The sequence below is a fragment of the Herbaspirillum sp. WTB6 genome, assembly GCF_057457785.1.
Window position 1 is genome coordinate 3,018,545 of sequence record NZ_CP176522.1, and the last position, 25,378, is coordinate 3,043,922.

The window sequence follows — 25,378 nt, forward strand, 5'->3', positions numbered from 1 at the left end:
GCCTTTGGAATTTCATGCCTCGTGCAGCTTACCTTGTGGCCACCATGTTCGATTACCTTTTCAAGCGCCGCAAAGGCGCGCCGGCCGCGACTGCGCCGGCGTCAACTCCGACCCCGGCGCTGAAGGCCGATCCGCTGGCTGAGCTGCAGGCCGAGCGCAAACAGTCTGCGCTGGCGCAAGCCCGAGCACTGGCCGGCGATGAAGCGGCGGCGGTCGACTTCATCCTGCAATGCGAGTTCGCCGATGCCCGTGCGCTGGCCGCGCAGTGCGTGCAGTCGGAGCCGATGCTGGAGCGGTTGCTGCCGTCGATGCGCAAGCTCGACCGGCGGGTCGCGCGGCTATTGCAGCAGCGGCTGGAGACGCTGGCGCAGCAGAAACGGGCAGCGCAGCAGGCGCAAGCCTGTCTCGACAGCGCACAACAGTTATGCGACGAGCCGCAACTGCTGCCGAACCAGGTCGCCGATCTCGATCGCGCCTGGCAAGCCATCCAGGCGGTGGCGCCCGAGCAGCAGGAGCAGTATCGGCCGCTGCGTGCCGCCCTGGAGGCGCGCCTGTTGGCGCAGGCCGCGCTGCAACGCGCGGCACTGGATACGCTGGCGCGCTGGCGACAGTTGCAGGATACGCTGGCCACCCCGGAGCTGCCGCCGGCGCAAGAGATCGCGCGCGCGCTGGCGATACTCGAAAACGCGATGACGAATCATCTGGCGGCGCCGGAAGCTGCCTCATTGCCGCGCCATTTCCAGCGCGATTTCGAGCAGCAACGGGCGGCCTTTCGTGCCGGTTGGCAGCGCGCGCAAGAACGCCAGCAGGCGGCTGCCGCGCGCCGCCAGGCGCTGGCCGAATGGCAGGCGGCGGCGCCGGACACCTTGCTCGCGACCGAGTTGCGGAAGGCCTGGCAGGCGCTGCCGGCGCTGGCGCCGGAGTTGGATGAGGCAGCCGATCTGGAACGGCAATTCCAGGCCCTGCTGGCGCAACTGACCGCATCCGGCAAGGCACCGCCGCGCGCGCCGCGCCAGGATGATGCGAAGGCGCGGCAGCAGTTCGGGGAAGCGCTGCTGGCGCTGGAAGCGGCGCTGCAGCAAGGTGCGCTGCAGGAAGCGCTCGATTGCGACACTCGCCTGCGCGCGCCGGAACTGCAGGCGATTGCGCCGCCGGCCGCGGCCGGCGCGCGCCTGGCGGTGGCGCGTTCCGAACTGGCGCGGTTGCAGGACTGGGCGCGCTGGGGCGGCAACGTTTCGCGCGCGGAACTGCTCGGCAGCGCGCAGGAATTGCCGCGCCACGCGCTGCCGCCGCGCGAGCTGGCGCAACAGGTTGGCGCCTTGCGTGCGCGCTGGAAGGCGCTGGACGCCTCGGCTGGCGCCGCGCCCAAGGATTTGTGGCGGCAGTTCGACGCCGCCTGCAGCGCCGCCTATGCACCGGCCGCCGAATACTTCAGCCGCCAGGCCGACCAGCGGCGCGAACATTTGGCGCAGGCCGAGGCGTTGCTGACCCAGATTGCGCAATATTCAGCGGAGCTGGAACAGGCTGCGTCGCAAGCCGAGCCCGGCCCCGACTGGAAAGCCGCTGCGCTGTTTTGCGCGCGTATGCGGCAAGCCTGGCACGGCCTGGGTAGCCTCGATCGCAAGGATCACAAGCGGCTGCAGCGCGCATTCGACGCCGCGCTGCAAGGCGTGGCGCAGCCGCTGGCACGGCAGCAGGCGGCGGAGGCGAAGCGGCGCGAGGAATTGATCGCCGCCGCGCTGGAACTGGATCCAGGCGCGCGCGACACGCCGCAAGCCCTGCGCGCATTGCAACAGCGCTGGCAGGACATGGCGCAGGCGCTGCCACTCGAACGCCGGCAGGAACAACAGCTCTGGCAACGCTTTCGCGCCGCCTGCGACGCCGTGTTCGCGCAGCGCCAGCAGGCAAATTTCAGTGCCGACCAGGAACGGCGCCACCACCTGCAGCAAAAGCAGGCGCTGTGCCAGGCACTGGAAGAGGCGATTGGCGCGGCGCCGGCCGAGGTGCGCCGGTTGATCGGGCAGAACCAGGCCGCCTGGTCGCAAATCGGCCCGGTGCCGCGCGCGCAGGAAGAGCGCATCAACCGCCGCCGCGCCGCCGCGCTGGCGGCATTGCAGGCGCAACTGGAGCGCGCCCGGCACGGCGCGCTGGAAGCTGGCTACGCGGCGCTGCACGGCAAGCTGGGGTTGTGCCAGGAACTGGAACAACGGCTGGCCGATGGCCAGCCGTGGCTGGCGGCGGAGCGGGAACAGGCGCAGGCGCGCTGGCAAGCGCTGGCGCCACTGGCGGCCCCATTCGAACAGGCGCTGCGCGCCCGGCTGGATGCCGTCGACGCCGCGCTGCAAGGTGCCGACCGCGGCTATGCCGAGCGCCTGGAAAGCAACCGTGTGCCGCTGCTGCAGGACATTCTGCAACTGGAAATCCTGTGCGGCGTCGATAGCCCGCCGGCGCTGGCGCGCCAGCGCCTGCAACTGCAGGTCGAGGTGCTGGCGGCCAAGTTGAAAAACGGCGACCCGGCGCTGGCCGCACCGGCGTATCTGCTGGCGCTGTGCGGCCTGCCGGCTGTGTGCGATCAGGAGGCCGGCGCGCGCCTCGGCCGGCTGCTGGCGAAGTGCGCCGCGCTGCGCCTGCCCGGCATCGCGGCGCCCCCGGCTGGCGTTGCGTGAATTCGGTTATTCTTGGCAGCTATGGAGTATGTTAAAACTTCTTTTTATTTTCGGGCGGAATAATGGTGCTTGTGTGGGAGTACATGAAACCATGGGTCACCCTACCCAATTCACGTGGGGAAACCGGCCGTGAAAGCTGACCGGCATCGGCGCCACCCGCGAGTTTTTATAATCGAAAAAGATGAAGCCGGACTTGGCCATCGCCACCAGTTTCCGGTCGCTCGGACGGCTGATGCGAAACGTGATGTCGCCGCCGTACTTGTTGAAATCCATGACGCCGACTTCAAACAGCAATTGGTCGCGCGCGTGCGCCTCGGCCCGGTAGGTGGTGGCGAGGTCGGTGACGATGGTGCCGATGCCGTGGGCGCGCGTTTCGCGCACGCCGAACTGGAACAGGAAACGCTCGCGCGCTTCCGAAATCATCGAAATCATCGAGTCGTTGCCGAGATGGCCAGCGGCGTTGATGTCGGTCACGCGCACCGTCATCCGGGTCGAGTAGCAGTATTGTTCTTCGGGAAATTCGAGTTGCAGGCGGGCCATCGTCGATCTCGCTGGGCTGGTCATGCCGCGTACGGCGCAGCCGCGGATTTTACCGGTTCCGGATCACCCCTGGTTTTCGGGGATAATGCCGCCCATCCGAACAACGATCAACCCGAGGGAAGGCAAGTCAGGATATGAGTACGAAAACCAGAATCGGCATCGCCGGCTACGGCAACCTGGGCCGCGGCGTGGAAGCGGCGCTGGCGCAAAACCCCGACATGGAACTGGTCGGCGTCTTCACCCGGCGCGATCCGGCGCAGTTGACGTTGCTGAGCGCCGGGGTGCCGGTGCATCCGCTGGCGGCGATCGAAGCTTTCCGCCAGCAGATCGACGTCTTGATCCTGTGCGGCGGCTCGAAAAGCGATTTGCCGCAGCAAGGTCCGGCACTGGCGGCCTGGTTCAACACGGTCGACAGCTTTGACACGCATGCGAAGATTCCCGAGTATTTCGACGCGGTCGACCAGGCCGCGCGCCAGGGCGGCAAGACGGCGCTGATCGCGGTTGGCTGGGACCCGGGCCTGTTTTCATTGAATCGGCTGTACGGCGAGGCGGTGCTGCCGCAAGGGGCGACCTACACTTTCTGGGGCAAGGGCTTGAGCCAGGGCCATTCCGACGCCATCCGGCGCGTGCCGGGGGTGCGCGGCGCGGTGCAATACACGATCCCGGTGCCGGCCGCGGTCGAGCAGGTGCGTAGCGGCGCCTTGCCGCAACTGGCCACGCGCGACAAGCACACGCGCGAGTGCTACGTGGTGCTGGAGCCGCACGCCGATGCGGCGGCGGTGGAGCGTGCGATCGTCGGCATGCCGGATTATTTCGCCGATTACGACACCAGCGTGCATTTCATCACCGAACAGGAATTGCGGCGTGAGCACGGCGCCATGCCGCACGGCGGCTTCGTGATCCGCAGCGGCAAAAGCGGCGCGGATGGCGGTAGCCATAACCAGGTGATCGAGTATTCGCTGAAGCTCGACAGCAACCCGGAGTTCACCGCCAGCGTGCTGGTGGCGTATGCGCGCGCCGCGTTCCGGCTGCATCAGCAGGGCGAGGCCGGCGCCAGGACGGTGCTGGATGTGGCGCCCGGCCTGCTGTCGCCGAAAAGCGCGGCGCAATTACGTGAAGAACTGCTGTAGGGCGCAGCCGGCGGCACGGATCGGGTGCGGGCCAGTGGTTACCGGAAACGGCGCGGCACTTTATAATCGCCGGTTGCGCTAGCCGTGTGGCCCGCTGTCCCGTTATCCTTTTCGAATTGCCTACATGAGTGCTGCCGCAGCAACCGACGCCGGCGCGTCAAGAATCCCTCCCGGTCGCTGGGTCGCGGCCATGCCGCTGGTATTCGTGCTGATCTGGAGCACCGGCTTCATCGTCGCCAAGTACGGTTTGCCGTATGCGCCACCGCTGACCTTCCTGCTGCTGCGCTTTGTCGGCGTGCTGGCCATCCTGCTGCCGCTGGTGTTGCTGCTGCGCGCGCCGTGGCCGCTGGGCCGCATGCGCCATGTGGCGCTGGCTGGCGTGCTGATCCAGGCGGGCTACCTGGCCGGGGTCTGGTGCGCGATCAAGCTCGGCATGCCGGCCGGCCTGTCGGCGCTGATCGTCGGCCTGCAGCCGATCCTGACCGCGTTCTCGGCCGGCATGGTAGGCGAATCGGTGCAGCGCCGGCAGTGGCTGGGCTTGTTGATGGGACTGGCCGGGGTGGCGCTGGTGGTGGCCAACAAGATCAGCCTGTCCGGCCTGTCCGCCGCCAGCATCGGCTTGTGCGTGTTCGCGCTGTTGTCGATCACCTTCGGCACGCTGTACCAGAAAAAATACTGTGCCCACTTCGATTTGCGTACCGGCACCATCGTCCAGTTTGCTGCCTCGATCGTGGTGGTGTTGCCGTTCGCGATCTGGTTTGAACATTTTTCACTGGCGCTGGACACGGTGCAATGGACGCCGCGCCTGATCGGCGCGCTGCTGTGGTCGGTGCTGGCCTTGTCGATCGGCGCGATTTTCCTGCTGTATGCGCTGGTGCGCAAGAGCGCCGCCACCCGGGTTGCCAGCCTGATGTACCTGACGCCGCCGACCACCGCGCTGATGGCGTGGCTCATGTTTGGCGAGTCGTTCAGCCTGCTCGGGATGGCCGGCATGGTGCTGGCGGTGGCCGGGGTTGCCTTTGTGGTGAGGAAATAATGGGAGAACAGGCTAGGGAACAAGCGCACACGCGCGCCGCTTATCGGCATTTTCATCCGATCACCACGCGCTGGTCGGACAACGATGCGTATGGCCATGTCAATAACGTCGTGTATTACAGCTGGTTCGATACCGCGGTCAACCAGTTCCTGATCGCCGGCGGCGTGCTGGATGTCGAGACCAGTCCAGTGATCGGATTGGTGATTGAAAGCCGCTGCAATTATTTCCAACCGGTGGCGTTTCCGGAGCCGGTGATCGCCGGTCTGCGCGTGGCCCAACTGGGCAATTCGAGTGTGCGCTATGAAGTCGGGATTTTCCGCGCCGACCAGCAAACGGCGGCCGCGCAGGGGCATTTCGTGCACGTCTATGTGGATCGCGCCAGCCGCCGGCCGGCACCGATTCCGGCGCCGACGCGCGCGCTGCTGGAATCAATCTTGGGAATTGCGGGACAGAGTTAAGCGCAGCGAATTTCGATCCATTACGGGACAGAGTTAAGCGTAGCGAATTTCGATCCATTGTGGGACGGAGTTAAGCGTAGCGATACTCTGTCCCCAACTGATTTCAAAAAAAAAGAGATGGGTTCCAGCATGAGCATCGCCTTTCGTTCCGAAAAAAAACTGACCGCCTTGCTCGACCCGCGCCAGAATTTCGCCCGCGCCGGGATCGAAAGCGAAATCCGCTTCGACCCGCTGACCGGCGACAGCGCCCGCATCTGCCACTTCACCGGCATGACGCCACAAGCGCCGGACATGACGGCGCTGGCAGACAATACCCGCGCCGGCTGCCCGTTCTGCCCCGAGCAGGTGAACCGGGTCACGCCGCGCTTTGCGCCTGAATTCCTGCAGGATTTCGCGGCCGCCGGCAGCAGTGCGATTGACGGCCGATTGCGCCGCGGCGAAGCGACGCTGTTTCCCAACCTGTTTCCCTACGATGACATTTCGGCGATCGCCGCGATGTCGCAGGCGCACACGCTACCATCGCCACTGCCGACCAGGGTGGTGGCCGATACCGTCAAGCTGGCGCGCGATTTTTTTGCGCATTGCCTGCGCCGCGAACTGGCCGGCAGCGACAGCTACGGCTTGCTGACCTGGAACTACCTGCCGGCTGCCGGCGGCTCGCAACTGCACCCGCACATGCAGGTCGCGTTGACCGCACATCCCGGCAACCGGCTGGCGCGCGAACTGGCCGCCGAGGATGCGTATCGGCAGCGGCATGGACGCTGCTATGGCGCCGATCTGCTGGCGGCCGAGCGCGACGGCCCGCGCTGGCTGGCGGCGGACAATGCGGCGGCGTGGCTGGTGCCGTATGCGCCGACCGGCGTCATGGGCGATGCGCTGGCGCTGTTTCCTGGCAAGAGCCGGCTGACCGACCTGTCGGATGATGACATCGATGCCTTCGCTGCCATGCTGGTGCGAATCGTCGCCGCCTTTGGCGCCCAGGGCTTGGCCAGCTTCAACCTGACCTTTTTCCCCGACCACGCCGGAAACGATAGCGGCCGCCACTGGCTGGCGGCACGCCTGTTGCCACGTTTGTATCTGAACAACGCGCTGCACGTGACTGACGCCTCGTATCTGCAACTGCTGCTGCAGGAATCCTTTTGCATGCGGCATCCGGAGGCGGTCGCTCAGCAATTGCGGCAGCATGCCGCTGCCTGAACCCATTAATCAATACGGAGCAATGCCATGACACAACATCGGATCGCGGTACTCGCCGGCGACGGCATCGGCCAGGAAGTCATGCCGGAAGGCTTGCGCGTGCTGGAAGCAGCCGCCAGCCGCTACGGTATCGATCTTGTCTTTGATCATTTCGACTTCGCCAATTGCGATTACTTCGCCCGCCACGGGCAAATGATGCCGGACGACTGGAAAGACCGGATCGGCGGCCACGATGCGATTTTCTTCGGTGCGGTCGGCTGGCCGGCGATCGTGCCCGACCACATCTCGTTGTGGGGCTCGCTCCTGAAGTTCCGGCGCGAATTCGACCAGTACGTCAACCTGCGGCCGTGCCGCCTGATGCCGGGCATCCCGTCGCCGCTGGCGGGGCGCAAGCCGGGCGACATCGACTTTTACGTGGTGCGCGAAAATACCGAGGGCGAATATTCGTCGGTCGGCGGCAAGATGTATGAAGGCACCGAGCGCGAGGTGGTGTTCCAGGAGAGTGTGTTTTCGCGCCACGGCGTCGACCGCGTCCTGAAGTTCGCGTTCGAGCTGGCGCAGCGGCGGCCGAAGAAGCACCTGACCTCGGCCACCAAGTCGAACGGCATTTCAATCACGATGCCGTACTGGGATGAACGTGTGGTTGACATGGCGCAAAGCTTTCCCGATGTAAAGTGGGATAAATACCATATCGATATCCTGACCGCGCAGTTCGTGCTGCACCCGGATTGGTTCGACGTGGTGGTGGCGTCCAACCTGTTTGGCGACATCCTGTCTGACCTTGGCCCGGCATGCACCGGCACCATTGCGATTGCGCCGTCAGCCAACATCAATCCCGAGCGGCGCTACCCGTCGCTGTTCGAGCCGGTGCACGGTTCGGCGCCCGACATCGCCGGCAAGGGAGTCGCCAATCCGATCGGGCAGATCTGGTGTGGCGCGATGATGCTGGAACATCTCGGCCATCCGGATGCGGCGGCCGCGGTGGTGGCCGCGATCGAAGCGGTGCTGACGGCCGGGCCGCAGCACGCCCCGTTCACGCCGGATATGCGCGGCACGGCCGGCACCGCCGACCTCGGCCGCGCGATTGCCGCCGCACTGGCATGACGCGGCCTGCCGGGAAACCGGGGTCGTCAAGTAGAAAATTGTTTAAATGGTGGCCCTAACTATTTAATTTACTTGCGAATATTCAATCTTTTGCTACACTCCAATACGTTTATCGTACGCAAGAATCAGGGAGAATGCAGATGTTCAAATCCGCGCTGGCAGCGCTGTTTTCGCTAACAATTGTCCTGCATCTACCGGCACAAGCGAAAACGCCAACGAACGCCAGTGCGGATGCGAGCGAAGCGAGTGCCAGGAAGCCGGCCGCAGCCAAAAAATCCGCCGCCAAAACCAAGACCGTCAAACGGCGTAGCGCGAGTTCGTCCGGGACACAAGGAAAGCTGGTGCGAAAAGAGGTCACGGTGGGCGGCAAGCGCAAGATCGCCTATCAGCGCGTGACCGCCAAACCGGCGCTGGCAGCGGTGCCGGCTGTGCTGTCCGCCGGGGATCTGGCCGGCCTGAACCACACGCAAGACCCGCTGGAACTGAAATCGAATGTGGCGCTGGTGATCGATCCGGCTGACTCCAAGGTGTTGTTTGAAAAGAATTCCACGGTGGCGTTGCCGATCGCGTCGCTCACCAAGCTGATGACCAGCCTGATCGTGGTCGAAGCGAAACAAGACATGGACGAGGTGCTGGAGATTTCCGACGCCGACGTCGATCGGGAAAAAAATACCCATTCGCGCTTGCGGGTCGGGATGCGGATGACGCGCGCCGACCTGCTGCATATTGCACTGATGAGTTCCGAAAACCGGGCGGCGTCGGCGCTCGGCCGCAATTATCCGGGCGGCCTGCCGGCGTTTGTCGCAACGATGAACGCCAAGGCCAAGGCGCTTGGCATGAACGATACCCGCTATGTGGAACCGACTGGCTTGTCGAGCCACAATGTCTCCAGCGCGCACGACTTGGCCAAGCTGGTGCTGGCAGCCAGCCACCATCCGCTGATCCGCCAGTACTCAACCGATGAAAAATACATGGTCGACAGCGGCGGTCACACGCTCGCCTACGCCAATTCGAACCGGCTGGTGGCCAATCCGGACTGGGACATCGGTTTGCAGAAGACCGGCTACATCTCCGAAGCCGGGCGCTGCCTGGTGATGCTGACCAAGATCGATGGCCGCTCGATCGTGATGGTTTTCCTCGATTCCAAGGGCAAGTTTTCGCGACTGGCGGATGCCGGGCGGATCCGCAAATGGCTGAGCGACTTGCGGCCGCAGCACTTGTCGGGAGCCGCCCAAGCCAAGGGCGAGGGCTGAGCCGGCTGGCAGCGCAGAAATGAAAAAGCGAACCGAGGTTCGCTTTTTTTGGGGGCGCCTGTTCCCGGTATCAGTGCGGCTCCGATGGCTGGTAGCCGAGCACCGCCGAAATCAGGTTGGCGGTATTGACCAGGTCATCCAGCCATTCCTCCTGCAGGCGCTCGGCCGGTGCCGAGATGGACAGACCGGCCACCAGCTTGCCGCTGTCGTCGCGCACGCCGGCCGCCATACAGCGCACGCCGAGTTCCAGCTCTTCGTTGTCGCGCGCATAGCCGCGCGCGCGCACTTGCGCCAGTTCGCGCTCCAGCTTGGCCAGATCAGTGATCGAATTCTTATTGTGGCCGGCCAGGCCGGTACGGGTGGCATACATGCGTACCTGCTTCGGGTCATCCACCGATAGAAAGAGCTTGCCGGTCGAAGTCAGGTGCAGCGGCGCCCGGCCGCCGATGGCACGCACCACCTGCATCCCGGAGCGTTCGGAAAAGGCACGCTCGATATAGACGATTTCATCTCCCTGGCGCACCGCCAGGTTGATGGTCTGCACGGTCTTGCGGTGCAGCGCGCGCATGAAATCCTGCGCGGCCTCGCGCACGTTGAGCCGGCTCTTGACGATATTGCCCAATTCCAGGAGGCGCATGCCCAGGCGGTAGGTGCCGGGCTCGGCGCGATCGACAAAGCGCTTGACCACCATGTCGTTCAGGATACGGTGCGCGGTGGACGGGTGCAGACCGGTGATTTTTGACAGTTCTTTCAGGCTGACCGGATCCGGGTAATTGGCGAGGGTGTCAAGCAGCAGGATCATGCGTTCGATAACTTGAATCGAGATGTGACTGGTTTGAGACTCTGTATCGTTTTTCATATAGTGAAGACATATTGCAGAATCCTCTCTTTATATCACGATGTGAAAAATTGAAAAAGATATTTACGAATATTTTTTGTGCTTATTCGTGATTTATTTCATCCTGGTATCTTGCTGGGCTTGCCGTTTCCGGGGGGATAATAACGGCCGCAGCCGGCAGGGCGGCGTGAACATCATTCTGAAAGAGGAGTCCGGCCATGTCCGTCATCACCAATATCGAGGATCTGCGAGTTCTCGCCCAGAAGCGCGTACCGCGCATGTTTTACGATTACGCCGATTCCGGTTCCTGGACCGAATCCACCTACCGTGCCAACAGCGGTGATTTCGCCGGCATCAAGCTGCGCCAGCGGGTTGCGGTCAACATGGAAAACCGGACCCTGGCCAGTACCATGGTCGGGCTACCGGTGGCGATGCCGGTGGCGCTGGCGCCGACCGGCCTGACCGGATTGCAGCATGCGGATGGCGAAATCCTGGCGGCGCGCGCCGCCGAAAAATTCGGCGTGCCATTCACGCTGTCGACGATGAGCATCTGTTCCATCGAAGACATCGCCGCCCATACCACCAAGCCATTCTGGTTCCAGGTGTATTTCCTGCGCGACCGCGACTTCATGGCGCGTCTGATCGACCGCGCCAAGGCTACCAACTGCTCGGCGCTGGTGCTGACGCTGGATTTGCAGATTCTCGGCCAGCGCCACAAGGACCTGAAAAATGGCCTGTCGGCGCCACCCAAGCTGACCTTGCCGAACTTGATCAATATGATGACCAAGCCGCGCTGGTGCTGGGGCATGGCCAATACGCCGCGGCGCACGTTCGGTAACATCGTCGGCCATGCCCATAACGTGTCGAACACCTCCTCTTTGTCATCCTGGACCGCCGAGCAGTTCGATCAGGCGCTGTCGTGGGAAGAGGTGGAGTGGGTCAAGCGGCGCTGGGGCGGCAAGCTGATCCTGAAAGGCATCATGGACCCCGAGGATGCGCGGCTGGCGGTGGAAAGTGGAGCCGATGCGCTGATCGTCTCGAACCACGGCGGGCGCCAACTGGATGGCGCGCAATCGGCGATCACCGCCTTGCCGGCGATCGTCGAGGCGGTCGACAAGAAAATTGAAGTGCACATGGACAGCGGCATCCGTTCCGGCCAGGACGTGATCAAGGCGCTCGCGCTCGGCGCGCGCGGCGTGTATATTGGCCGCGCCTTCCTGTACGGACTGGGGGCGATGGGGGAAGCCGGCGTCACCAATTGCCTGCAAATCATCCGGAACGAACTGGATGTGACGATGGCGCTGTGCGGCTTGACCGACGTGCAGAAGGTCGACCGCAATATTTTGCTGCCTGGCACGTACTGACAGGACCATGCCGCACGAACCGGTCGCGGTCAGCGAATTCAAGAGCAAGAGCGGCTGGCGCCGGATTCTGGCGGCCTTCCGCTATTCCGCGGCGGGTTTGAGGGCGGCTTGGCATAACGAACATGCATTCCGCCAGGAACTGGCGGTCGTTGTGCCCGGCTGCATCATTGCCTTGCTGCTGCCGCTGCCGGCGCTGCACAAATTGCTGCTGATTGCCGTACTGGTGCTAGTGTTGATCGTCGAATTGCTGAATTCGGCGATCGAGGCGGCGGTCGACCGGGTTTCACTGGATCGCCATCCGCTGTCCAAGACGGCCAAGGATTTCGGCAGCGCGGCGGTGATGCTGGCCTTTGCGCTGGCGTTCGCTAGCTGGGCAGTGATCGTGCTGCCTCTGGTGGTCGCCTGAAACCAGGAAGGCAATTTTTTGTTGGCGTGCCGCAACCGGAGTAAGATGGCGGCTGGCAATTACTTTCCGGATGCCAGCGCCATGAAGAAATTTTCCGTCAACACCAACAAATTGCATGCGGCGCTGGCCATGCTGGCTTCCGCCGCCATCAGCATTGCGCTGATTGTGTGCGCGGTACAGGCGCTGGGCTCCTGATTTTCGACCTGGCAATCATGCTGGCGTGATCACGGCCACGCACTGACCGCCCGGCGCGTCATCTCTTCAAAGCGCTGGGTCGGCCCGGCTGCAAATTTCTCCGCTGCGTCCTTGTCTATGGTCGCAGTTTTCCGGTATGTTGCGGGCGACCTGGTGCTGCTCGCGCACCGTCCCGATTTTTTCAGCGTGTTTCCAACTCGTTCATGGCGCCGCCGCCGGTCCTGCACCCAGTCAGTCCGAATATGGACATGCAAATGTGGACCTTGTGTGGCGTGCTTTTCCCTTGAGCGGGCATCCTCCGCGCCGGCGGTATGATTGCGGCTGGCCGGTCCGCGCTGGAGCGAAAATCGGGATGGACAAAAAATTAGCGGCATAATGCGGTCGGTTGGAAGGAAAAACGTAGAAAACTCACTTATTTAGGGAGGATAAAAATGAATAAAAATAGCATGCGGCATTCGTCACTAATGCAATTTTCCGCCCTGCTGCTGGCCGCCGTGCTCGCCGGCTGCGCCCAGCAGCCGGTTCAGCAATCAGTCACGGCGACGCCGGTGATGACCAAGGCGCGCCAGGCTGCGATCAGCGCCGAGCAGGCTTTGCAGATGCTGAAGGACGGCAACGCCCGCTTCGTTGCCGGCAACATGGAACAACGCGACCTGCGGGTGCAAACCAAAGCCACCGGGCGCGACGGCCAGTATCCGTTGGCCAGCGTGGTCAGCTGCATCGATTCGCGCGCCGATCCGGCGCTGGTATTCGACCAGGGCATCGGCGACCTGTTCATCGCGCGCGTGGCCGGCAATATCGTCAACCCCGACATCCTCGGTAGCCTGGAGTACGCCTCGGCGGTGGCAGGCACCAAGCTGGTGGTGATCCTCGGCCACACCCATTGCGGCGCGGTCAAGGGCGCCTGCGACAGCGCGGTGCTGGGCAACCTGACGCAACTGGTGGACAAGATCCGGCCGGCGGTGAACGCCACGCCCGATACCCACGGCAGCGACCGCAGTTCGAAGAACCATCACTTCGTCGATGCGGTGGCGGAAACGAACGTCCATTTGACCGTCAAGGAATTGCTGGCCAAGAGCACGGTGCTGCGCCAGATGGCGGAAAAAGGGCAGATCAAGGTGGTGGGCGCGATGCTGGATGTGGAAACCGGCCAGGTGCGCTTCGATTGAGGCGGCGCGTGCTGCAGTGGGACCGGCGCATGCGCTGAAAAAGCAGGACGGCACTTGATGGCGGTGCCGGGATCGCTGTCGAAATCATATACTCCATGGTTGGCGCGTCGATCCCGGCCTTAAAATCGAATTTTTCGAGGCATACCCCTCGTTTTGCGTGCAGAGCGGCTTGTCCTTCAGCGGATTCCGCGCAAGGCCGCCGCGCACTCGCGCACTAGCGCCGGGCCGCGGTAGATCAGGCCGGTGTACAGCTGCACCAGCGCGGCGCCGGCCTCGATTTTTGCCCGCGCATCGGCGCCACACAGAATACCGCCGACGCCGATGATCGGCAGCGCATCGCCCAGTTCTGCCTTCAATTGCCGGATCACCCGGTTGGACGCTTCGAACACCGGCCGCCCCGACAGGCCGCCGCTTTCTTCCGCGTGCGGCAGGCCAGCCACCGCGTCGCGGGCGATGGTGGTGTTGGTGGCGATGACGCCATCCATCCGCTGCCGCAGCAACGTGTCGGCGATGATCTTGATCTGCTCGGCATCCACATCCGGTGCGATCTTCAGCGCGATCGGCACGTAGCGCGCGTGGCGCTCGGCCAGCGTTTGCTGCGCCTGTTTCAACTGCCGCAGCAGCGCGTCGAGCGCCTCGGCGTCCTGCAGCTGGCGCAAGTTCTTGGTGTTCGGCGACGAGATGTTGACGGTCACGTAACTGGCGTACGGATAGACCTTCTTCAGGCAGATCAGGTAATCGTCCGCCGCGCGCTCGATCGGCGTATCGGCATTCTTGCCGATGTTCAGCCCCAGCACCCCTTCCTTGTGCTGAAAGAAGCGCGAGGCCTGCACGTTGGAGACGAAGGCATCGACGCCGCCATTGTTGAAGCCCATGCGGTTGATGATCGCCTGCGCCTGCGGCAGCCGGAACATGCGCGGCTGCGGGTTGCCAGGCTGCGCGCGCGGTGTCACCGTGCCGACTTCGATGAAGCCGAAGCCGAGCGCCGCCAGGCCGTCGATGTAGGCGCCGTCCTTGTCCAGGCCGGCGGCCAGGCCGACCGGATTCGGAAATTCGATCCCCATCACGCTGCGCGGATCGGGCTGGGGTTTGGCGATGACGCGCCCCAGGCCGAAATCGGCGGCGCGCTTCAGCCAGGGCAGCGTCAGGTTGTGCGCGGCTTCGGCGTCCATCGAAAACAAGGCGGGGCGCGCGAACGCATACAGCAGTTTGTCGGGTACGGTCATGGAATCGGGACAGGGTTGAGAAATTCGGTGGCAGGCGCCGTGCGCCATCTGCGGCAGGCCAGGCGGTCCGCCGCGCGGCCGCCATTTTAGCCTGCCCGCACGCCCCTGCGGCCTGATGCGCTACAAGCGGTCCCAGCGCCCGCCGCGCAATGCTTCCAGCGGCCGGAAGTTGACCTTGTAGGCCATCTTCGGGCTTTCCTGTATCCAGTAGCCGAGATACACGTACGGCAAGCCCAGAGCCTTGGCCTGGGCCAGTTGCCACAGGACGTTGTAGGTACCGTAGGACGCGCTGGCGACGTCCGGATCGTAAAAGGTATAGACCGAGGACAGGCCGTCGTCCAGCACGTCGATGATGCTGACCATGCGCAGTGTGCCGTCATTTTCGCGGAACTCGACCAGGCGCGTATTGACCTTGCTCTGCAACAGGAATTGCGCATACTGCTCGCGGCTGTCCTGGTCCATGCCGCCGCCGGCGTGGCGAGTGGTCTGATAGCGCAGGTACAGTTCGTAGTGTTCCGGCACGTAAGCCAGGTTGGAGATGCGCGGCACCAAACCCTGATGCCGGCTCCAGGCGCGGCGCTGGCTGCGGTTGGCGACAAATTGGGCGGCCGGCACGCGCACCGGTATACAGGCCTGGCAGCCATCGCAGTACGGCCGGTAGGTGAAGATGCCGCTGCGCCGGAAGCCGCTTTTCACCAGTTGCGAATAGACGTCGGCGTTGATCAGGTGCGACGGCGTGGCGACTTGTGAGCGGGCCTGGCGCTCCGGCAGATAACTGCAGGGGTACGGTGCCGTGGCGTAAAACTGTAGCGTCGAAAAGGGCAGCTCGTTCAGGTGCGTCATGCGCGTTGGTCCGGCGACGAGGAAAACGGCTTCAATTTACACCGGATGCCGGCCGGCACGCAAAATTTTTGCGGTCGGGATCAGGACAGCGGCAACGGTTGCCAGTGCGCAATCGGCGGCTGTTCGATGGCGGCTGACAGATGGGCGATGAATTCCGCGCGCGGAATCGGGATCGCGCCGAGCGAGGCCAAATGCGCGGTTTCCTGCTGGCAGTCGATCAGCGCCACGCCATTCGCGCGCAGAAAATGCACCAAATAGGCGAGCGCCGCCTTGGAGCCGTCGGTGACCCGGGTAAACATCGATTCGCCATAGAACATGCGGCCGAGCGCCACGCCGTAGGCGCCCGCCACCAGTTCGCCCGCGCGCCACAGCTCGCAGGAATGCGCGTAGCCTTGCCGGTGCAAGGCGCCGTAGCCGGCAATGATCGGCTCGCTGATCCAGGTGCCGGCGAGCGTGCCGTCGCGCTCCTGGCGCGGTGCCGCGCAGGCGCGCATGACCGCCTCGAAAGCGCTGTCGAAGCGCACTTCCCAATAGCGGTCGTCGTGCATGCTCTGGTCAATTTTCCTGAGCATCCTGCCCAGGCTGTTCGAGCGTCGGAAGCGCTCGGTGTACAGCACCATGCGCGGATCAGGACTCCACCAGAGCACCGGCTGGCCATCCGAAAACCAGGGGAAGATGCCGTGCCGATAGGCATCCAGCAGGCGCTGCGGCGACAATTCGTCGCCGGCCGCCAGCAGGCCGGCGGCACCATCTGCCGCCGTCAGCGCCGTGCCGACCGGCGGAAACGGCATATCCGCTGTCAGCCATGGAATCATGCGCCCGTCCCCGGGCATGTGGATGCTGTCGTTGGCAGTTCAAAGTCCATGGAGGAATAACGCGAAACCTGGTGAATTTCGGACATGTCACATGGCTCGAGGTCAAGCTGGTCGCCGCATCGGCCGCACGATATCTTCGGTGTGAAAGCCGAAGGCACCGCCTTCGCGCCGGATGCGCGCCAGATCGGCAAAGAAGAATTTCAGGGTGTGGCCCACGGTCGCAAAGGCAATCTCGTCCCACGGAATCTGCGCTTCGGTAAACATTTGCACTTCCAGGCTTTCCGGACCGGGCGCATAATCGAGGTCAAGCAGGGTGGCGCGATAGTACATATGCACCTGGTGCACGCGCGTCACGTTCAGCAGCGAAAACAGTTCATGCAGATCGATCCGGGCGCCGGCTTCTTCCATCGTTTCGCGCGCCGCGGCATCGGTCGTGGTTTCGCCGTTTTCCATGAAGCCGGCAGGCAGCGTCCAGAACCCGTAACGCGGTTCGATCGCGCGCCGGCACAGCAGCACTTGCGTTTCGTCCTGCTGTTGCCAGACCGGAATCGATCCGATCACCATCTTTGGATTCTGGTAGTGAATCGTGCCGCAGTGCTGGCATACATGGCGTGGCCGATTATCACCTGGCGGGATCAGCAAAACGACGGGATGCGCGCAGTCGGAACAGTATTTCATGAGCGGAAAAGATGGTGAATGGGAAGTTGTTCTTGCATGCAGTTATTATTTTGCGGCGTGGCAGGCTGCGGCAACGGTATCTTTAAAGTGTATCACCCGATGCGGCAATTAGATTTGCAATGCGTGCGGATACCATGTATAGTTCAACTCTTCAGACGCGGGGTGGAGCAGTCTGGCAGCTCGTCGGGCTCATAACCCGAAGGTCACAGGTTCAAATCCTGTCCCCGCAACCAAGTCTTATATTCCCGCCCATCAATACACTTCCTCCAAATTGGGCGTCGGAACAGCAGCATCAACGGGTTCGTGCAGGTTCTAGAGCCGGATGGCGTCGACGGATGCCTGTCGTTGAATCCTATTTCTGCAAGAAGTTAATAAACACAAGCCGCACGCCACTCGTACATGAATACTCCTGAGGCCAGGAAAGTCCTCGAAACCGCATTACTCTGTGCGCACGAGCCGTTGTCGATCAACGAGCTGAAAAAGCTGTTCGTGGAAAATGGTGAGGGCGGTGAGGATGTCGGTGCCGATACCATCCGGCAATTGCTGGAAGAGTTGCGGGCCGAGTGGTCCGACAAGGGAATCGAGATCGTCAGTCTGTCCACCGGCTGGCGCTTTCAGAGTCGGCCCGAGATGAAGCGCTACCTGGATCGGCTGAATCCCGAAAAACCTCCCAAATATTCGCGCGCCACGCTGGAAACCCTGGCCATCATCGCCTACCGACAGCCGGTCACGCGCGGCGACATCGAGGAAATTCGCGGTGTTACGGTCAGTTCGAACACCGTCAAGATGCTCGAGGATCGCGGCTGGATTGAAGCGATCGGGCATCGTGACGTACCGGGGCGGCCGGCGCTGTTTGCCACCACGCGCCAGTTCCTGGACGATCTCGGGCTGTCGGCGCTGGACCAGCTGCCGCCCTTGCAAGAAGTATTGCAGGGCGATTTGCAGGATGGCATATTGCCGGCCTGGCAGCAGCCGGACGGCGCAGCGGAAACCGATGCGGATCAGACGGCCATCGATTTTGTCGTGGCCGAGAATGCCGACCGGCAGGCTGCGGCCGATGTCGAGATTGCCGGCGCAGCGATGAACGCAGCAGCGCCCGGCGTGGATATTTCTGATGCGGATTTTTCTCTCCATCGTGAGCTCGGTTCCGAGCAAGCCCCCGAATTCGCCGCGCAAGCGGCATCCGGCCAGTCCAACCAAGAATTGAATGATGACTCTTCCGATCTCCAGTAACGACGACTCGACTCCAGTGGACCAGGGCGCTGCGCCATCGGCACCGAAGCCGGTCAAGAAGCGCACGGCGCGTGCCAAGCCGAGAGTAGTTGACGAGGCGGCTGCCGTCGGTGCCGCGGCCTTGCCTCTCGCGCCGACTCATCGCGTTGACGGCGGCGGGCAACAGGGTGCCGCCGAGACCGTGGCGACGCCGGGTGCCGAAAACGCCGGAAAACCGGCGCGTCGCGGTCTGCGCGGACCGCGTAATCTGAAGAATCGGCGCGCGCGCGTCACTGAGCCGCAGGATGCTGGCGGCGCGCCCGCCGCCAATGCCGGTGGCACTCCGGACACCGACGCACCGCGGCAGCGGCGCCACCAGCAAGGTGCGAAAGGCCAGAAATCACCGCATGGCCCCGCGCGCAAGGCAGGCGCAGGCAAGGGGGTGAGGCCAGCGGCGAGCGACGCCGACGCCGTATTTTCATTCGTGATTTCCGAAGATTTCGATCATGACGCCGAGGCTGCGGATGCCGGCGGCAGCAGCCGGCGCCCGGTGGCACAGGGCAAGAATGTGCGGCGCGACCTGACCGCCGAGGACGATGCGCCGAAGCTGCACAAGGTGCTGGCCGAAGCCGGGCTGGGATCGCGCCGCGACATGGAAGATCTGATCATTGCCGGCCGGGTTTCGGTCAATGGCGAACCGGCTCATACCGGGCAACGGATATTGCCGACCGACCAAGTGCGCATCAATGGCAAGCTGCTGCAGCGCAAAGTCACGAAACGTCCGCCGCGCGTGCTGGTGTATCACAAGCCAGCCGGCGAAATCGTCAGCAACAGCGATCCCGAAGGGCGGCCGTCGGTGTTTGACCGCTTGCCGAGCATGAAAGCAGCCAAGTGGCTGGCGGTGGGCCGTCTTGATTTCAATACCGAAGGCTTGCTGCTGTTTACCACTTCCGGTGATCTGGCCAACCGCTTGATGCATCCGCGCTACGGCATTGAGCGCGAATATGCGGTGCGCACGCTGGGCGAGTTGGAAGAGGGCATGCGGCAAAAGTTGCTCGCAGGGGTTGAGTTGGGGGACGGGCTGGCTCAGTTTTCGAAAATCGTCGACGGCGGCGGCGAAGGCGTCAACAAGTGGTATCGGGTCGTCATCGGCGAAGGTCGCAATCGGGAGGTGCGTCGTATGTTCGAAGCAGTCGGCCTGACCGTTTCGCGCCTGATCCGCACCCGTTACGGCAGCATGACCCTGCCGCGCGGCTTGAAACGCGGGCGCTGGGAAGAGCTGGACGAGCATGCGGTGCGGGCACTGCTGAATGCCTGCGGCCTGGAAAAGGTAGCAGGCCAGGCCAAGCCGGCGAGCAAGCGCGGCGATGGCCAAGACCGTCAGAACGGTAACCGTATCGGTGTCAGCAACGGCAATCGCAACCCCTTTGAAAAAGACCCGCGGTCGGGCCATGGCGGGTCGGGGCCGTATGGGCGCAATGCGCCGAATCCGCAGCAAGGCCGGCGCGGCCAGCCGGCACGTAGCCGCCAGCCCGATCCATTGCAGACGGCGCTCGGTTTCCCGGACGCCGGACGCCGCAGCGTGCGGCAGCCGCGCGGATTGTCGGTGGTCCCGGGTGTGCCGCGCCGGCGTTCCAAGGGGTGATCCAAATGCCCCTTGCCGCAGATCAAGATTGCGACACCGCGCCGACTCGGTTATAATTTTTGAGTTAACAAGCCATTTCCCCAGATATTGTGGGTAGTTGTGGCGTTCGAACGACAAGAAGATGGGCGGATGCCCATTTTTTTTTTGTTGAGCAATTTGCCAGGGTGTTTTGCCGGGCGCGTGCTTTTTGGCTATCAGCGGAGACGGATGGTGCAGTTGCTGGATCTGATTGAAACGACTCTGGGCGGCATGGGCTACGAGCTGGTCGATTTCGAGCGCGGAGCGCGCGGCTTGCTGCGCGTGTTCATCGATTTTGCTCCGGAGCATCTGGAGCGCGGTTCGATTACCGTCGATGACTGCGAAAAGGCGACTCATCAGTTGCTGCATGTGCTGACGGTCGAGAATGTCGATTATGAACGGCTGGAAGTATCGTCGCCGGGACTGGATCGGCCGCTGAAAAAGATGGCCGATTACCTGCGCTTTGCAGGGCAGGAGGCGATTGTTAAACTACGTGTTCCAATGCCGGGCACGGCGCATCGCAAGTCGTTTCAAGGAATTTTGTGCATTCCGGACGGCGAGCGGCTGGCGCTGGAATTTGAAGGAAATGAGGGTCCGGCGAAGCTGGAGTTTACGCTCGCTGACGTGGACAAGGCACGCTTGGTGCCGCAAGTGAATTTTAGGAGTCGCAAAGCATGAGTCGCGAAATTTTGTTGTTGGTCGATGCGCTGGCGCGCGAAAAAAACGTCGACAAGGACGTCGTTTTTGGAGCGCTGGAGCATGCGCTTGCGCAGGCCACGAAAAAACGCTATGAAGGCGACGCCGACATTCGGGTGGCGATTGATCGCGAGACAGGCGAATTTGAATCGTTCCGCCGCTGGCGCGTGGTGCCAGACGAAGCCGGGCTGCAATTGCCGGACCAGGAGATACTGCAGTTCGAGGCGCGAGAGCGCGATCCCGACATCGAAGTTGATAGCTATATTGAAGAGCCGGTCGAATCGGTCGACCTCGGTCGCCGCTTTGCGCAAGACACCAAGCAGGTGGTGCTGCAGCGAATCCGGGATGCCGAGCGCGAGCAGATCCTGGCTGATTTCCTGGAGCGCGGCGACGCGCTGGTGACCGGCACCATCAAGCGCATGGAGCGCGGCGACGCCATTGTTGAATCGGGCAAGATCGAGGCGCGCCTGCCGCGCGATCAGACCATTCCGAAGGAAAACCTGCGCATTGGCGACCGCGTGCGTGCCTATATTTTGCGCATCGATCGCAACGCCCGCGGCCCGCAAGTGATTCTGTCGCGCACCGCGCCCGAATTCATCATGAAGCTGTTCGAACTGGAAGTGCCCGAGATCGAGCAGGGGCTGCTGGAGATCAAATCGGCGGCGCGCGACCCCGGTGTGCGGGCCAAGATTGCGGTATTCACCAACGATCGTCGCATCGATCCGATCGGCACCTGCGTTGGCATGCGCGGTTCGCGGGTGCAGGCGGTGACTGGCGAACTGGGCGGTGAGCGGGTGGATATCGTATTGTGGTCGGAAGACCCGGCGCAGTTCGTGATCGGTGCGCTGGCGCCGGCCAATGTGTCATCGATCGTGGTGGATGAAGAAAAGCACGCGATGGACGTGGTGGTCGACGAGGAAAACCTGGCGATAGCGATTGGCCGCGGTGGCCAGAACGTGCGCCTGGCATCCGAATTGACCGGCTGGCAGATCAACATCATGACGGCCGAGGAATCGGCCGACAAGTCGGCGCTGGAAATGACTGCGATCCGCACGCTGTTCATGGAAAAGCTGGACGTGGACCAGGAAGTGGCCGACATCCTGGCCGAAGAAGGTTTTTCCAGCATCGAGGAAATTGCCTATGTGCCGATCAACGAAATGCTGGAAATCGAATCGTTCGACGAGGATACCGTCAACGAATTGCGCACCCGCGCACGCGATGCCCTGCTGACCGAGGCGATTGCGTCGGAAGAGGGGATGGACGGCATGGAACCCGAGCTGGCCAACCTGGACGGCATGGATCGGGTCACCGCCGGCAAGCTCGGTTTGTGCGGCATCAAGACGCTGCAGGCGTTTGCCGGCCTGGCTTATGATGAGTTCGCTGCGATTCTGGCGCTGCCGACGGAGCGTGCGCGGCAATTGATCGCGAACGAATTTGAAGATGCGACCGACGATGAAATGAAGCTCATCGATGCCAAATATGATGAGCGTGCCAAGGCCCTGCAGGCGAGGGCATGGGATCTGGCCGAAGCAAAGTGATCTGGAGAATTCCATCGATCATCTGTCGCGCCACATAGAAAAGAGGACTGAATGGCGAGTAACAATGTAGCCCAATTTGCCACCGAGCTGAAAATGCCGGCGGATCTTCTGCTCAAGCAGTTACGCTCGGCCGGGGTCGAAAAGGACTCGGCGGAGGACGTATTGTCGAAACAGGACAAGGACAAGCTGCTCGAGCATCTGCGGCGCGCGCATGGCACCGGAGCCGAAGGCGAGAAGCGGAAAATCACCCTGACGCGCAAGGAAACCAGCGAGATCAAGCAGGCCGACGCCACTGGCAAGTCGCGCACGATTCAGGTCGAAGTGCGCAAGAAGCGCACCTTCATCAAACGCGATGAGCCGGTTGCCGAGGAGGCGCCGGTGGTTGCGGCCGCGCCGGTGATTGATGAGGCGGAACAGGAGCGGCGTGCCGAGGAGGCGCGCCGTCAGGCGGAACTGATCGCGCGTCAGGAAGCCGATTTGCGCGAGAAGCAGGAGCGCCTGGCAAAGCTGGAAGCGGAAAAACTGGCTCGGGCGCAGGAGGTCGAGAAGGCGGAAATCGCGGCGCAGCAGGCCGCTGCCGAGCCTCTGGGCGAGACCAAGGGAGTTGAGACTTCGGCCGAAGAGAAGAAGCGGATTGCTGCCGAGGAAAACAAGAAAAAATCCGCCCTGCTGGCCAAGGAAGCGGCGGAAAAGGCTGCGGCCACCGAGCGTGCGCGCAAGATGGTCGAGGACGAAGTTGCGCAGATCAAGCTGATGATGAGTACGCCGCGCAAGGTCATCAAGGCGCCCGAGCCGCCGGCACCGGCGGCTGCGGCCAAGGGGCCTGACGGCACCTTGCACCGGCCAGGCGACAAGAAACCCGGCGAGAAGAAGGACGAGAAAAAACCAGTGGTGGCCGACAAGAAGTCGATCAAATCGGCCAACGTCTCGTCTACCTGGCAGGACGACGCCAAGAAACGTGGCCTCGGCATCAAGACCCGCGGTAACGCGGGTGGCGGCCGCGAAGGCTGGCGCGCCGGTCCCAAGGGGCGCCGCGGCAGTCATCATGGCGAGGCCCATGAAAGCAATTTCCAGGCGCCGACCGAGGCCGTGGTCAAGGACGTGTACGTGCCGGAAACCATCGTGGTGGCCGAGCTCGCGCACAAGATGGCGGTCAAGGCATCCGAGGTCATCAAGCACCTGATGAAGCTGGGACAGATGGTCACCATCAACCAGGTGCTGGACCAGGAAACCGCGATGATCCTGGTGGAAGAAATGGGTCATGTCGCGCACGCGGCCAAGCTCGACGATCCGGAAGCCATGCTCGAGGAAGGGCAGGCGCACGCCGACGTGGAAGCGCTGCCGCGCGCACCGGTGGTGACCGTCATGGGTCACGTCGATCACGGCAAGACCTCGCTGCTGGACTATATCCGCCGCACCAAGGTTGCTTCCGGCGAGGCTGGCGGCATTACCCAGCATATCGGCGCCTATCACGTCAAGACGCCGCGCGGCATCGTTACCTTCCTCGATACGCCGGGACACGAAGCGTTCACCGCGATGCGCGCCCGCGGCGCGCAGGCGACCGACATCGTGATCCTGGTGGTGGCATCAGACGACGGCGTGATGCCGCAGACTAAGGAGGCGATCGCACACGCAAAGGCGGCTGGCGTGCCGCTGGTGGTGGCGATTACCAAAATCGACAAGCCGACCGCGAACCCGGATCGGGTCAAGCAGGAGCTGGTTGCGGAAAACGTGGTGCCGGAAGAATACGGCGGCGACTCGCCGTTCGTCCCGGTCTCGGCCAAAACCGGCGACGGGATCGACGCGCTGCTGGAGCAGGTGTTGCTGCAGGCTGAAGTGCTGGAACTGAAGGCGCCGGTCGATGCTCCGGCCAAGGGTCTGGTGATTGAAGCCAGGCTGGACAAGGGGCGTGGTCCGGTGGCGACCATCCTGGTGCAGTCCGGTACCTTGAAGCGCGGCGACGTCGTGCTGGCCGGCTCGTCCTACGGACGGGTGCGGGCGATGCTGGACGAAAATGGCAAGAACATCGCCGAAGCCGGCCCTTCGATCCCGGTCGAGATCCAGGGCCTGACCGAGGTGCCGGTGGCGGGCGAAGACGTGATGGTGATGGCCGACGAGCGCAAGGCGCGCGAGATCGGCTTGTTCCGCCAAGGCAAGTTCCGCGATGTCAAGCTGGCCAAGCAGCAGGCGGCCAAGCTGGAAAACATGTTCGAGCAGATGGCCGAAGGTGAAGTGCAGAACTTGCCGCTGATCATCAAGACCGACGTCCAGGGTTCGCAGGAAGCGCTGGTGCAATCCCTGCAGAAACTGTCCACCGCGGAAGTGCGGGTGCAGGTGGTACACGCCGGCGTCGGCGGCATCAGCGAATCCGATGTCAACCTCGCGGTGGCGTCGAAAGCGGTCATCATCGGCTTCAACACGCGCGCCGACGCGTCGGCGCGCAAGCTGGCCGAAGCGAGCGGCATCGACATCCGGTACTACAACATCATTTACGATGCGGTGGACGAGATCAAGGCCGCCCTGTCCGGCATGCTGGCGCCCGAGAAGCGCGAGCAGACCCTGGGGCTGGTCGAAATCCGCCAGGTGTTCCATGTCAGCAAGGTCGGGGCGATCGCCGGCTGCTATGTGCTGGACGGCCTGGTCAAGCGCGGCTCCTCGGTACGCCTGCTGCGCGACAATGTCGTACTCTGGACCGGCGAACTCGATTCGCTGAAGCGCTTCAAGGACGACGTCAAGGAAGTCAAGGCCGGTTTCGAGTGCGGTTTGTCGCTGAAGAATTTCAACGACATCAAGGAAGGCGATCAGCTGGAGATTTTCGAAGTTCAGGAAGTCGCCCGCACGCTGTAGGCCGCTTTTCGTAGACGGTCATGGCGGGCCGGTTGTTGCAGCCCGGATGGAGTGCCGCATACGGCCCCTTCGTCCGGGCTGCGTTGTTTAAGGTGACGAACATGGCGAAACACAGTAAATCGATTCCGCAGCGCGGCCTGCGCGTGGCCGAGCAGATCCAGCGCGATCTGTCGGAAATCATAGCCTTCGAGCTGAAAGACCCGCGCGTCGGGATGATTACCATCACCGAAGTGCAGGTGACGCCGGATTATGCGCACGCCAAGGTGTATTTCACGACGCTGGCGGACCAGCCGGCGGTAGTGAACAGCACCATCAACGGCTTGCGCCAGGCGGCCGGATTCCTGCGCATGCAACTGGGCCGCCGGCTGACGATTCATACCTTGCCGGAACTGCATTTCGTGCACGATACCTCGACCGTACGCGGCATTCAGATGGCGCGTCTGATCGACGAGGCGAACGCCACCCGCGCCAAGGATTCAAGCGATTAGCAATGCGGCGGCAGGT

Annotated in this window: 22 protein-coding genes and 1 tRNA gene; 17 read left to right on the top strand and 6 right to left on the bottom strand. The window is 63.1% G+C overall.

Annotated elements, in window-relative coordinates:
• The first annotated feature begins 14 nt into the window (after positions 1-14).
• Positions 15-2,666: a DUF349 domain-containing protein gene (locus tag ACK2VC_RS14110; RefSeq protein WP_486731020.1), complete on the top strand. Its 2,652-nt coding sequence runs from the start codon at positions 15-17 to the stop codon at positions 2,664-2,666.
• Positions 2,667-2,762: 96 nt separating this feature from the next.
• Here ACK2VC_RS14110 and ACK2VC_RS14115 read toward each other — a convergent pair whose 3' ends face one another.
• Positions 2,763-3,206: a thioesterase family protein gene (locus ACK2VC_RS14115; RefSeq protein ID WP_486731021.1), complete on the bottom strand. Its 444-nt coding sequence runs from the start codon at positions 3,204-3,206 to the stop codon at positions 2,763-2,765.
• A gap of 134 nt (positions 3,207-3,340) precedes the next feature.
• On the opposite strand from ACK2VC_RS14115, the gene ACK2VC_RS14120 reads away from it, so the two are divergent.
• The 6 genes from ACK2VC_RS14120 (at position 3,341) to pbpG (ending at position 9,384) form a co-directional block, all read left to right on the top strand.
• Positions 3,341-4,336, top strand: coding sequence for a diaminopimelate dehydrogenase (locus ACK2VC_RS14120; protein WP_486731022.1), 996 nt, complete (start codon positions 3,341-3,343; stop codon positions 4,334-4,336).
• Between the two features lie 190 nt (positions 4,337-4,526).
• On the top strand, positions 4,527-5,372 hold the full coding sequence (locus ACK2VC_RS14125; RefSeq protein WP_486733247.1) for a DMT family transporter: 846 nt from the start codon (positions 4,527-4,529) through the stop codon (positions 5,370-5,372).
• Entirely contained in the window at positions 5,372-5,830 is a 459-nt protein-coding gene (locus ACK2VC_RS14130; protein WP_486731023.1) for an acyl-CoA thioesterase, read from the top strand. Before ACK2VC_RS14125 ends, ACK2VC_RS14130 begins: the two co-directional genes overlap by 1 nt.
• 129 nt (positions 5,831-5,959) lie before the next feature.
• Positions 5,960-7,027, top strand: coding sequence for a hypothetical protein (locus ACK2VC_RS14135; RefSeq protein WP_486731024.1), 1,068 nt, complete (start codon positions 5,960-5,962; stop codon positions 7,025-7,027).
• A 27-nt stretch (positions 7,028-7,054) separates the two neighbouring features.
• Positions 7,055-8,131: a tartrate dehydrogenase gene (locus ACK2VC_RS14140; protein ID WP_486731025.1), complete on the top strand. Its 1,077-nt coding sequence runs from the start codon at positions 7,055-7,057 to the stop codon at positions 8,129-8,131.
• A gap of 140 nt (positions 8,132-8,271) precedes the next feature.
• The gene (gene pbpG / locus ACK2VC_RS14145; protein ID WP_486731026.1) at positions 8,272-9,384 is read left to right on the top strand and encodes a D-alanyl-D-alanine endopeptidase; all 1,113 of its coding nucleotides are present in this window, start codon (positions 8,272-8,274) and stop codon (positions 9,382-9,384) included.
• Positions 9,385-9,454: 70 nt separating this feature from the next.
• Here the strand turns inward: pbpG and ACK2VC_RS14150 are convergent, their stop codons facing one another.
• Positions 9,455-10,243 (bottom strand): IclR family transcriptional regulator, encoded by a 789-nt coding sequence (locus tag ACK2VC_RS14150; RefSeq protein ID WP_486731027.1) that lies wholly within the window; start codon positions 10,241-10,243, stop codon positions 9,455-9,457.
• Positions 10,244-10,440: 197 nt separating this feature from the next.
• Between ACK2VC_RS14150 and ACK2VC_RS14155 the strand changes: the two genes are divergently transcribed.
• The 3 genes from ACK2VC_RS14155 (at position 10,441) to ACK2VC_RS14165 (ending at position 13,356) form a co-directional block, all read left to right on the top strand.
• Entirely contained in the window at positions 10,441-11,586 is a 1,146-nt protein-coding gene (locus tag ACK2VC_RS14155) for an alpha-hydroxy acid oxidase (RefSeq protein WP_486731028.1), read from the top strand.
• A 7-nt stretch (positions 11,587-11,593) separates the two neighbouring features.
• Positions 11,594-11,992, top strand: a complete 399-nt coding sequence (locus tag ACK2VC_RS14160; protein WP_486731029.1) for a diacylglycerol kinase — start codon at positions 11,594-11,596, stop codon at positions 11,990-11,992.
• A 659-nt stretch (positions 11,993-12,651) separates the two neighbouring features.
• Entirely contained in the window at positions 12,652-13,356 is a 705-nt protein-coding gene (locus ACK2VC_RS14165) for a carbonic anhydrase family protein (protein ID WP_486731030.1), read from the top strand.
• 176 nt (positions 13,357-13,532) lie between these two features.
• On the opposite strand, the gene ACK2VC_RS14170 is transcribed toward ACK2VC_RS14165, so the two are convergent.
• The 4 genes from ACK2VC_RS14170 to ACK2VC_RS14185 all read right to left on the bottom strand — a co-directional run bounded on the left by ACK2VC_RS14170 (position 13,533) and on the right by ACK2VC_RS14185 (position 16,918).
• The gene (locus ACK2VC_RS14170) at positions 13,533-14,582 is read right to left on the bottom strand and encodes a quinone-dependent dihydroorotate dehydrogenase (protein WP_486731031.1); all 1,050 of its coding nucleotides are present in this window, start codon (positions 14,580-14,582) and stop codon (positions 13,533-13,535) included.
• A 120-nt stretch (positions 14,583-14,702) separates the two neighbouring features.
• On the bottom strand, positions 14,703-15,425 hold the full coding sequence (locus ACK2VC_RS14175) for an arginyltransferase (RefSeq protein ID WP_486731032.1): 723 nt from the start codon (positions 15,423-15,425) through the stop codon (positions 14,703-14,705).
• 80 nt (positions 15,426-15,505) lie between these two features.
• On the bottom strand, positions 15,506-16,240 hold the full coding sequence (gene aat / locus ACK2VC_RS14180; RefSeq protein ID WP_486731033.1) for a leucyl/phenylalanyl-tRNA--protein transferase: 735 nt from the start codon (positions 16,238-16,240) through the stop codon (positions 15,506-15,508).
• Positions 16,241-16,342: 102 nt separating this feature from the next.
• Positions 16,343-16,918: an NUDIX hydrolase gene (locus tag ACK2VC_RS14185; RefSeq protein WP_486731034.1), complete on the bottom strand. Its 576-nt coding sequence runs from the start codon at positions 16,916-16,918 to the stop codon at positions 16,343-16,345.
• Positions 16,919-17,074: 156 nt separating this feature from the next.
• Here ACK2VC_RS14185 and ACK2VC_RS14190 point away from each other — a divergent pair.
• The 7 genes from ACK2VC_RS14190 to rbfA all read left to right on the top strand — a co-directional run bounded on the left by ACK2VC_RS14190 (position 17,075) and on the right by rbfA (position 25,362).
• Positions 17,075-17,151 (top strand) — tRNA-Met (locus tag ACK2VC_RS14190).
• A 166-nt stretch (positions 17,152-17,317) separates the two neighbouring features.
• Positions 17,318-18,151, top strand: a complete 834-nt coding sequence (gene scpB, locus ACK2VC_RS14195; protein ID WP_486731035.1) for an SMC-Scp complex subunit ScpB — start codon at positions 17,318-17,320, stop codon at positions 18,149-18,151.
• On the top strand, positions 18,129-19,775 hold the full coding sequence (gene rluB / locus ACK2VC_RS14200) for a 23S rRNA pseudouridine(2605) synthase RluB (RefSeq protein ID WP_486733248.1): 1,647 nt from the start codon (positions 18,129-18,131) through the stop codon (positions 19,773-19,775). Before scpB ends, rluB begins: the two co-directional genes overlap by 23 nt.
• Positions 19,776-19,985: 210 nt before the next feature.
• The gene (gene rimP, locus ACK2VC_RS14205) at positions 19,986-20,471 is read left to right on the top strand and encodes a ribosome maturation factor RimP (RefSeq protein WP_486733249.1); all 486 of its coding nucleotides are present in this window, start codon (positions 19,986-19,988) and stop codon (positions 20,469-20,471) included.
• The gene (nusA, locus tag ACK2VC_RS14210) at positions 20,468-22,027 is read left to right on the top strand and encodes a transcription termination factor NusA (RefSeq protein ID WP_486731036.1); all 1,560 of its coding nucleotides are present in this window, start codon (positions 20,468-20,470) and stop codon (positions 22,025-22,027) included. Before rimP ends, nusA begins: the two co-directional genes overlap by 4 nt.
• A gap of 51 nt (positions 22,028-22,078) precedes the next feature.
• The gene (gene infB, locus ACK2VC_RS14215) at positions 22,079-24,874 is read left to right on the top strand and encodes a translation initiation factor IF-2 (RefSeq protein WP_486731037.1); all 2,796 of its coding nucleotides are present in this window, start codon (positions 22,079-22,081) and stop codon (positions 24,872-24,874) included.
• A 101-nt stretch (positions 24,875-24,975) separates the two neighbouring features.
• The gene (gene rbfA / locus ACK2VC_RS14220; RefSeq protein WP_486731038.1) at positions 24,976-25,362 is read left to right on the top strand and encodes a 30S ribosome-binding factor RbfA; all 387 of its coding nucleotides are present in this window, start codon (positions 24,976-24,978) and stop codon (positions 25,360-25,362) included.
• The last annotated feature ends 16 nt before the right edge of the window (positions 25,363-25,378 follow it).

What these genes read in the sequence shown, in the direction of transcription:
- ACK2VC_RS14110 (WP_486731020.1), top strand. Translation starts at nt 15, where the DNA reads ATGCCTCGTGCAGCTTACCTTGTGGCCACCATGTTCGATTACCTTTTC.
- ACK2VC_RS14115 (WP_486731021.1), bottom strand. Translation starts at nt 3,206, where the DNA reads ATGGCCCGCCTGCAACTCGAATTTCCCGAAGAACAATACTGCTACTCG.
- ACK2VC_RS14120 (WP_486731022.1), top strand. Translation starts at nt 3,341, where the DNA reads ATGAGTACGAAAACCAGAATCGGCATCGCCGGCTACGGCAACCTGGGC.
- ACK2VC_RS14125 (WP_486733247.1), top strand. Translation starts at nt 4,527, where the DNA reads ATGCCGCTGGTATTCGTGCTGATCTGGAGCACCGGCTTCATCGTCGCC.
- ACK2VC_RS14130 (WP_486731023.1), top strand. Translation starts at nt 5,372, where the DNA reads ATGGGAGAACAGGCTAGGGAACAAGCGCACACGCGCGCCGCTTATCGG.
- ACK2VC_RS14135 (WP_486731024.1), top strand. Translation starts at nt 5,960, where the DNA reads ATGAGCATCGCCTTTCGTTCCGAAAAAAAACTGACCGCCTTGCTCGAC.
- ACK2VC_RS14140 (WP_486731025.1), top strand. Translation starts at nt 7,055, where the DNA reads ATGACACAACATCGGATCGCGGTACTCGCCGGCGACGGCATCGGCCAG.
- pbpG (WP_486731026.1), top strand. Translation starts at nt 8,272, where the DNA reads ATGTTCAAATCCGCGCTGGCAGCGCTGTTTTCGCTAACAATTGTCCTG.
- ACK2VC_RS14150 (WP_486731027.1), bottom strand. Translation starts at nt 10,243, where the DNA reads ATGAAAAACGATACAGAGTCTCAAACCAGTCACATCTCGATTCAAGTT.
- ACK2VC_RS14155 (WP_486731028.1), top strand. Translation starts at nt 10,441, where the DNA reads ATGTCCGTCATCACCAATATCGAGGATCTGCGAGTTCTCGCCCAGAAG.
- ACK2VC_RS14160 (WP_486731029.1), top strand. Translation starts at nt 11,594, where the DNA reads ATGCCGCACGAACCGGTCGCGGTCAGCGAATTCAAGAGCAAGAGCGGC.
- ACK2VC_RS14165 (WP_486731030.1), top strand. Translation starts at nt 12,652, where the DNA reads ATGCAATTTTCCGCCCTGCTGCTGGCCGCCGTGCTCGCCGGCTGCGCC.
- ACK2VC_RS14170 (WP_486731031.1), bottom strand. Translation starts at nt 14,582, where the DNA reads ATGACCGTACCCGACAAACTGCTGTATGCGTTCGCGCGCCCCGCCTTG.
- ACK2VC_RS14175 (WP_486731032.1), bottom strand. Translation starts at nt 15,425, where the DNA reads ATGACGCACCTGAACGAGCTGCCCTTTTCGACGCTACAGTTTTACGCC.
- aat (WP_486731033.1), bottom strand. Translation starts at nt 16,240, where the DNA reads ATGATTCCATGGCTGACAGCGGATATGCCGTTTCCGCCGGTCGGCACG.
- ACK2VC_RS14185 (WP_486731034.1), bottom strand. Translation starts at nt 16,918, where the DNA reads ATGAAATACTGTTCCGACTGCGCGCATCCCGTCGTTTTGCTGATCCCG.
- scpB (WP_486731035.1), top strand. Translation starts at nt 17,318, where the DNA reads ATGAATACTCCTGAGGCCAGGAAAGTCCTCGAAACCGCATTACTCTGT.
- rluB (WP_486733248.1), top strand. Translation starts at nt 18,129, where the DNA reads ATGACTCTTCCGATCTCCAGTAACGACGACTCGACTCCAGTGGACCAG.
- nusA (WP_486731036.1), top strand. Translation starts at nt 20,468, where the DNA reads ATGAGTCGCGAAATTTTGTTGTTGGTCGATGCGCTGGCGCGCGAAAAA.
- infB (WP_486731037.1), top strand. Translation starts at nt 22,079, where the DNA reads ATGGCGAGTAACAATGTAGCCCAATTTGCCACCGAGCTGAAAATGCCG.
- rbfA (WP_486731038.1), top strand. Translation starts at nt 24,976, where the DNA reads ATGGCGAAACACAGTAAATCGATTCCGCAGCGCGGCCTGCGCGTGGCC.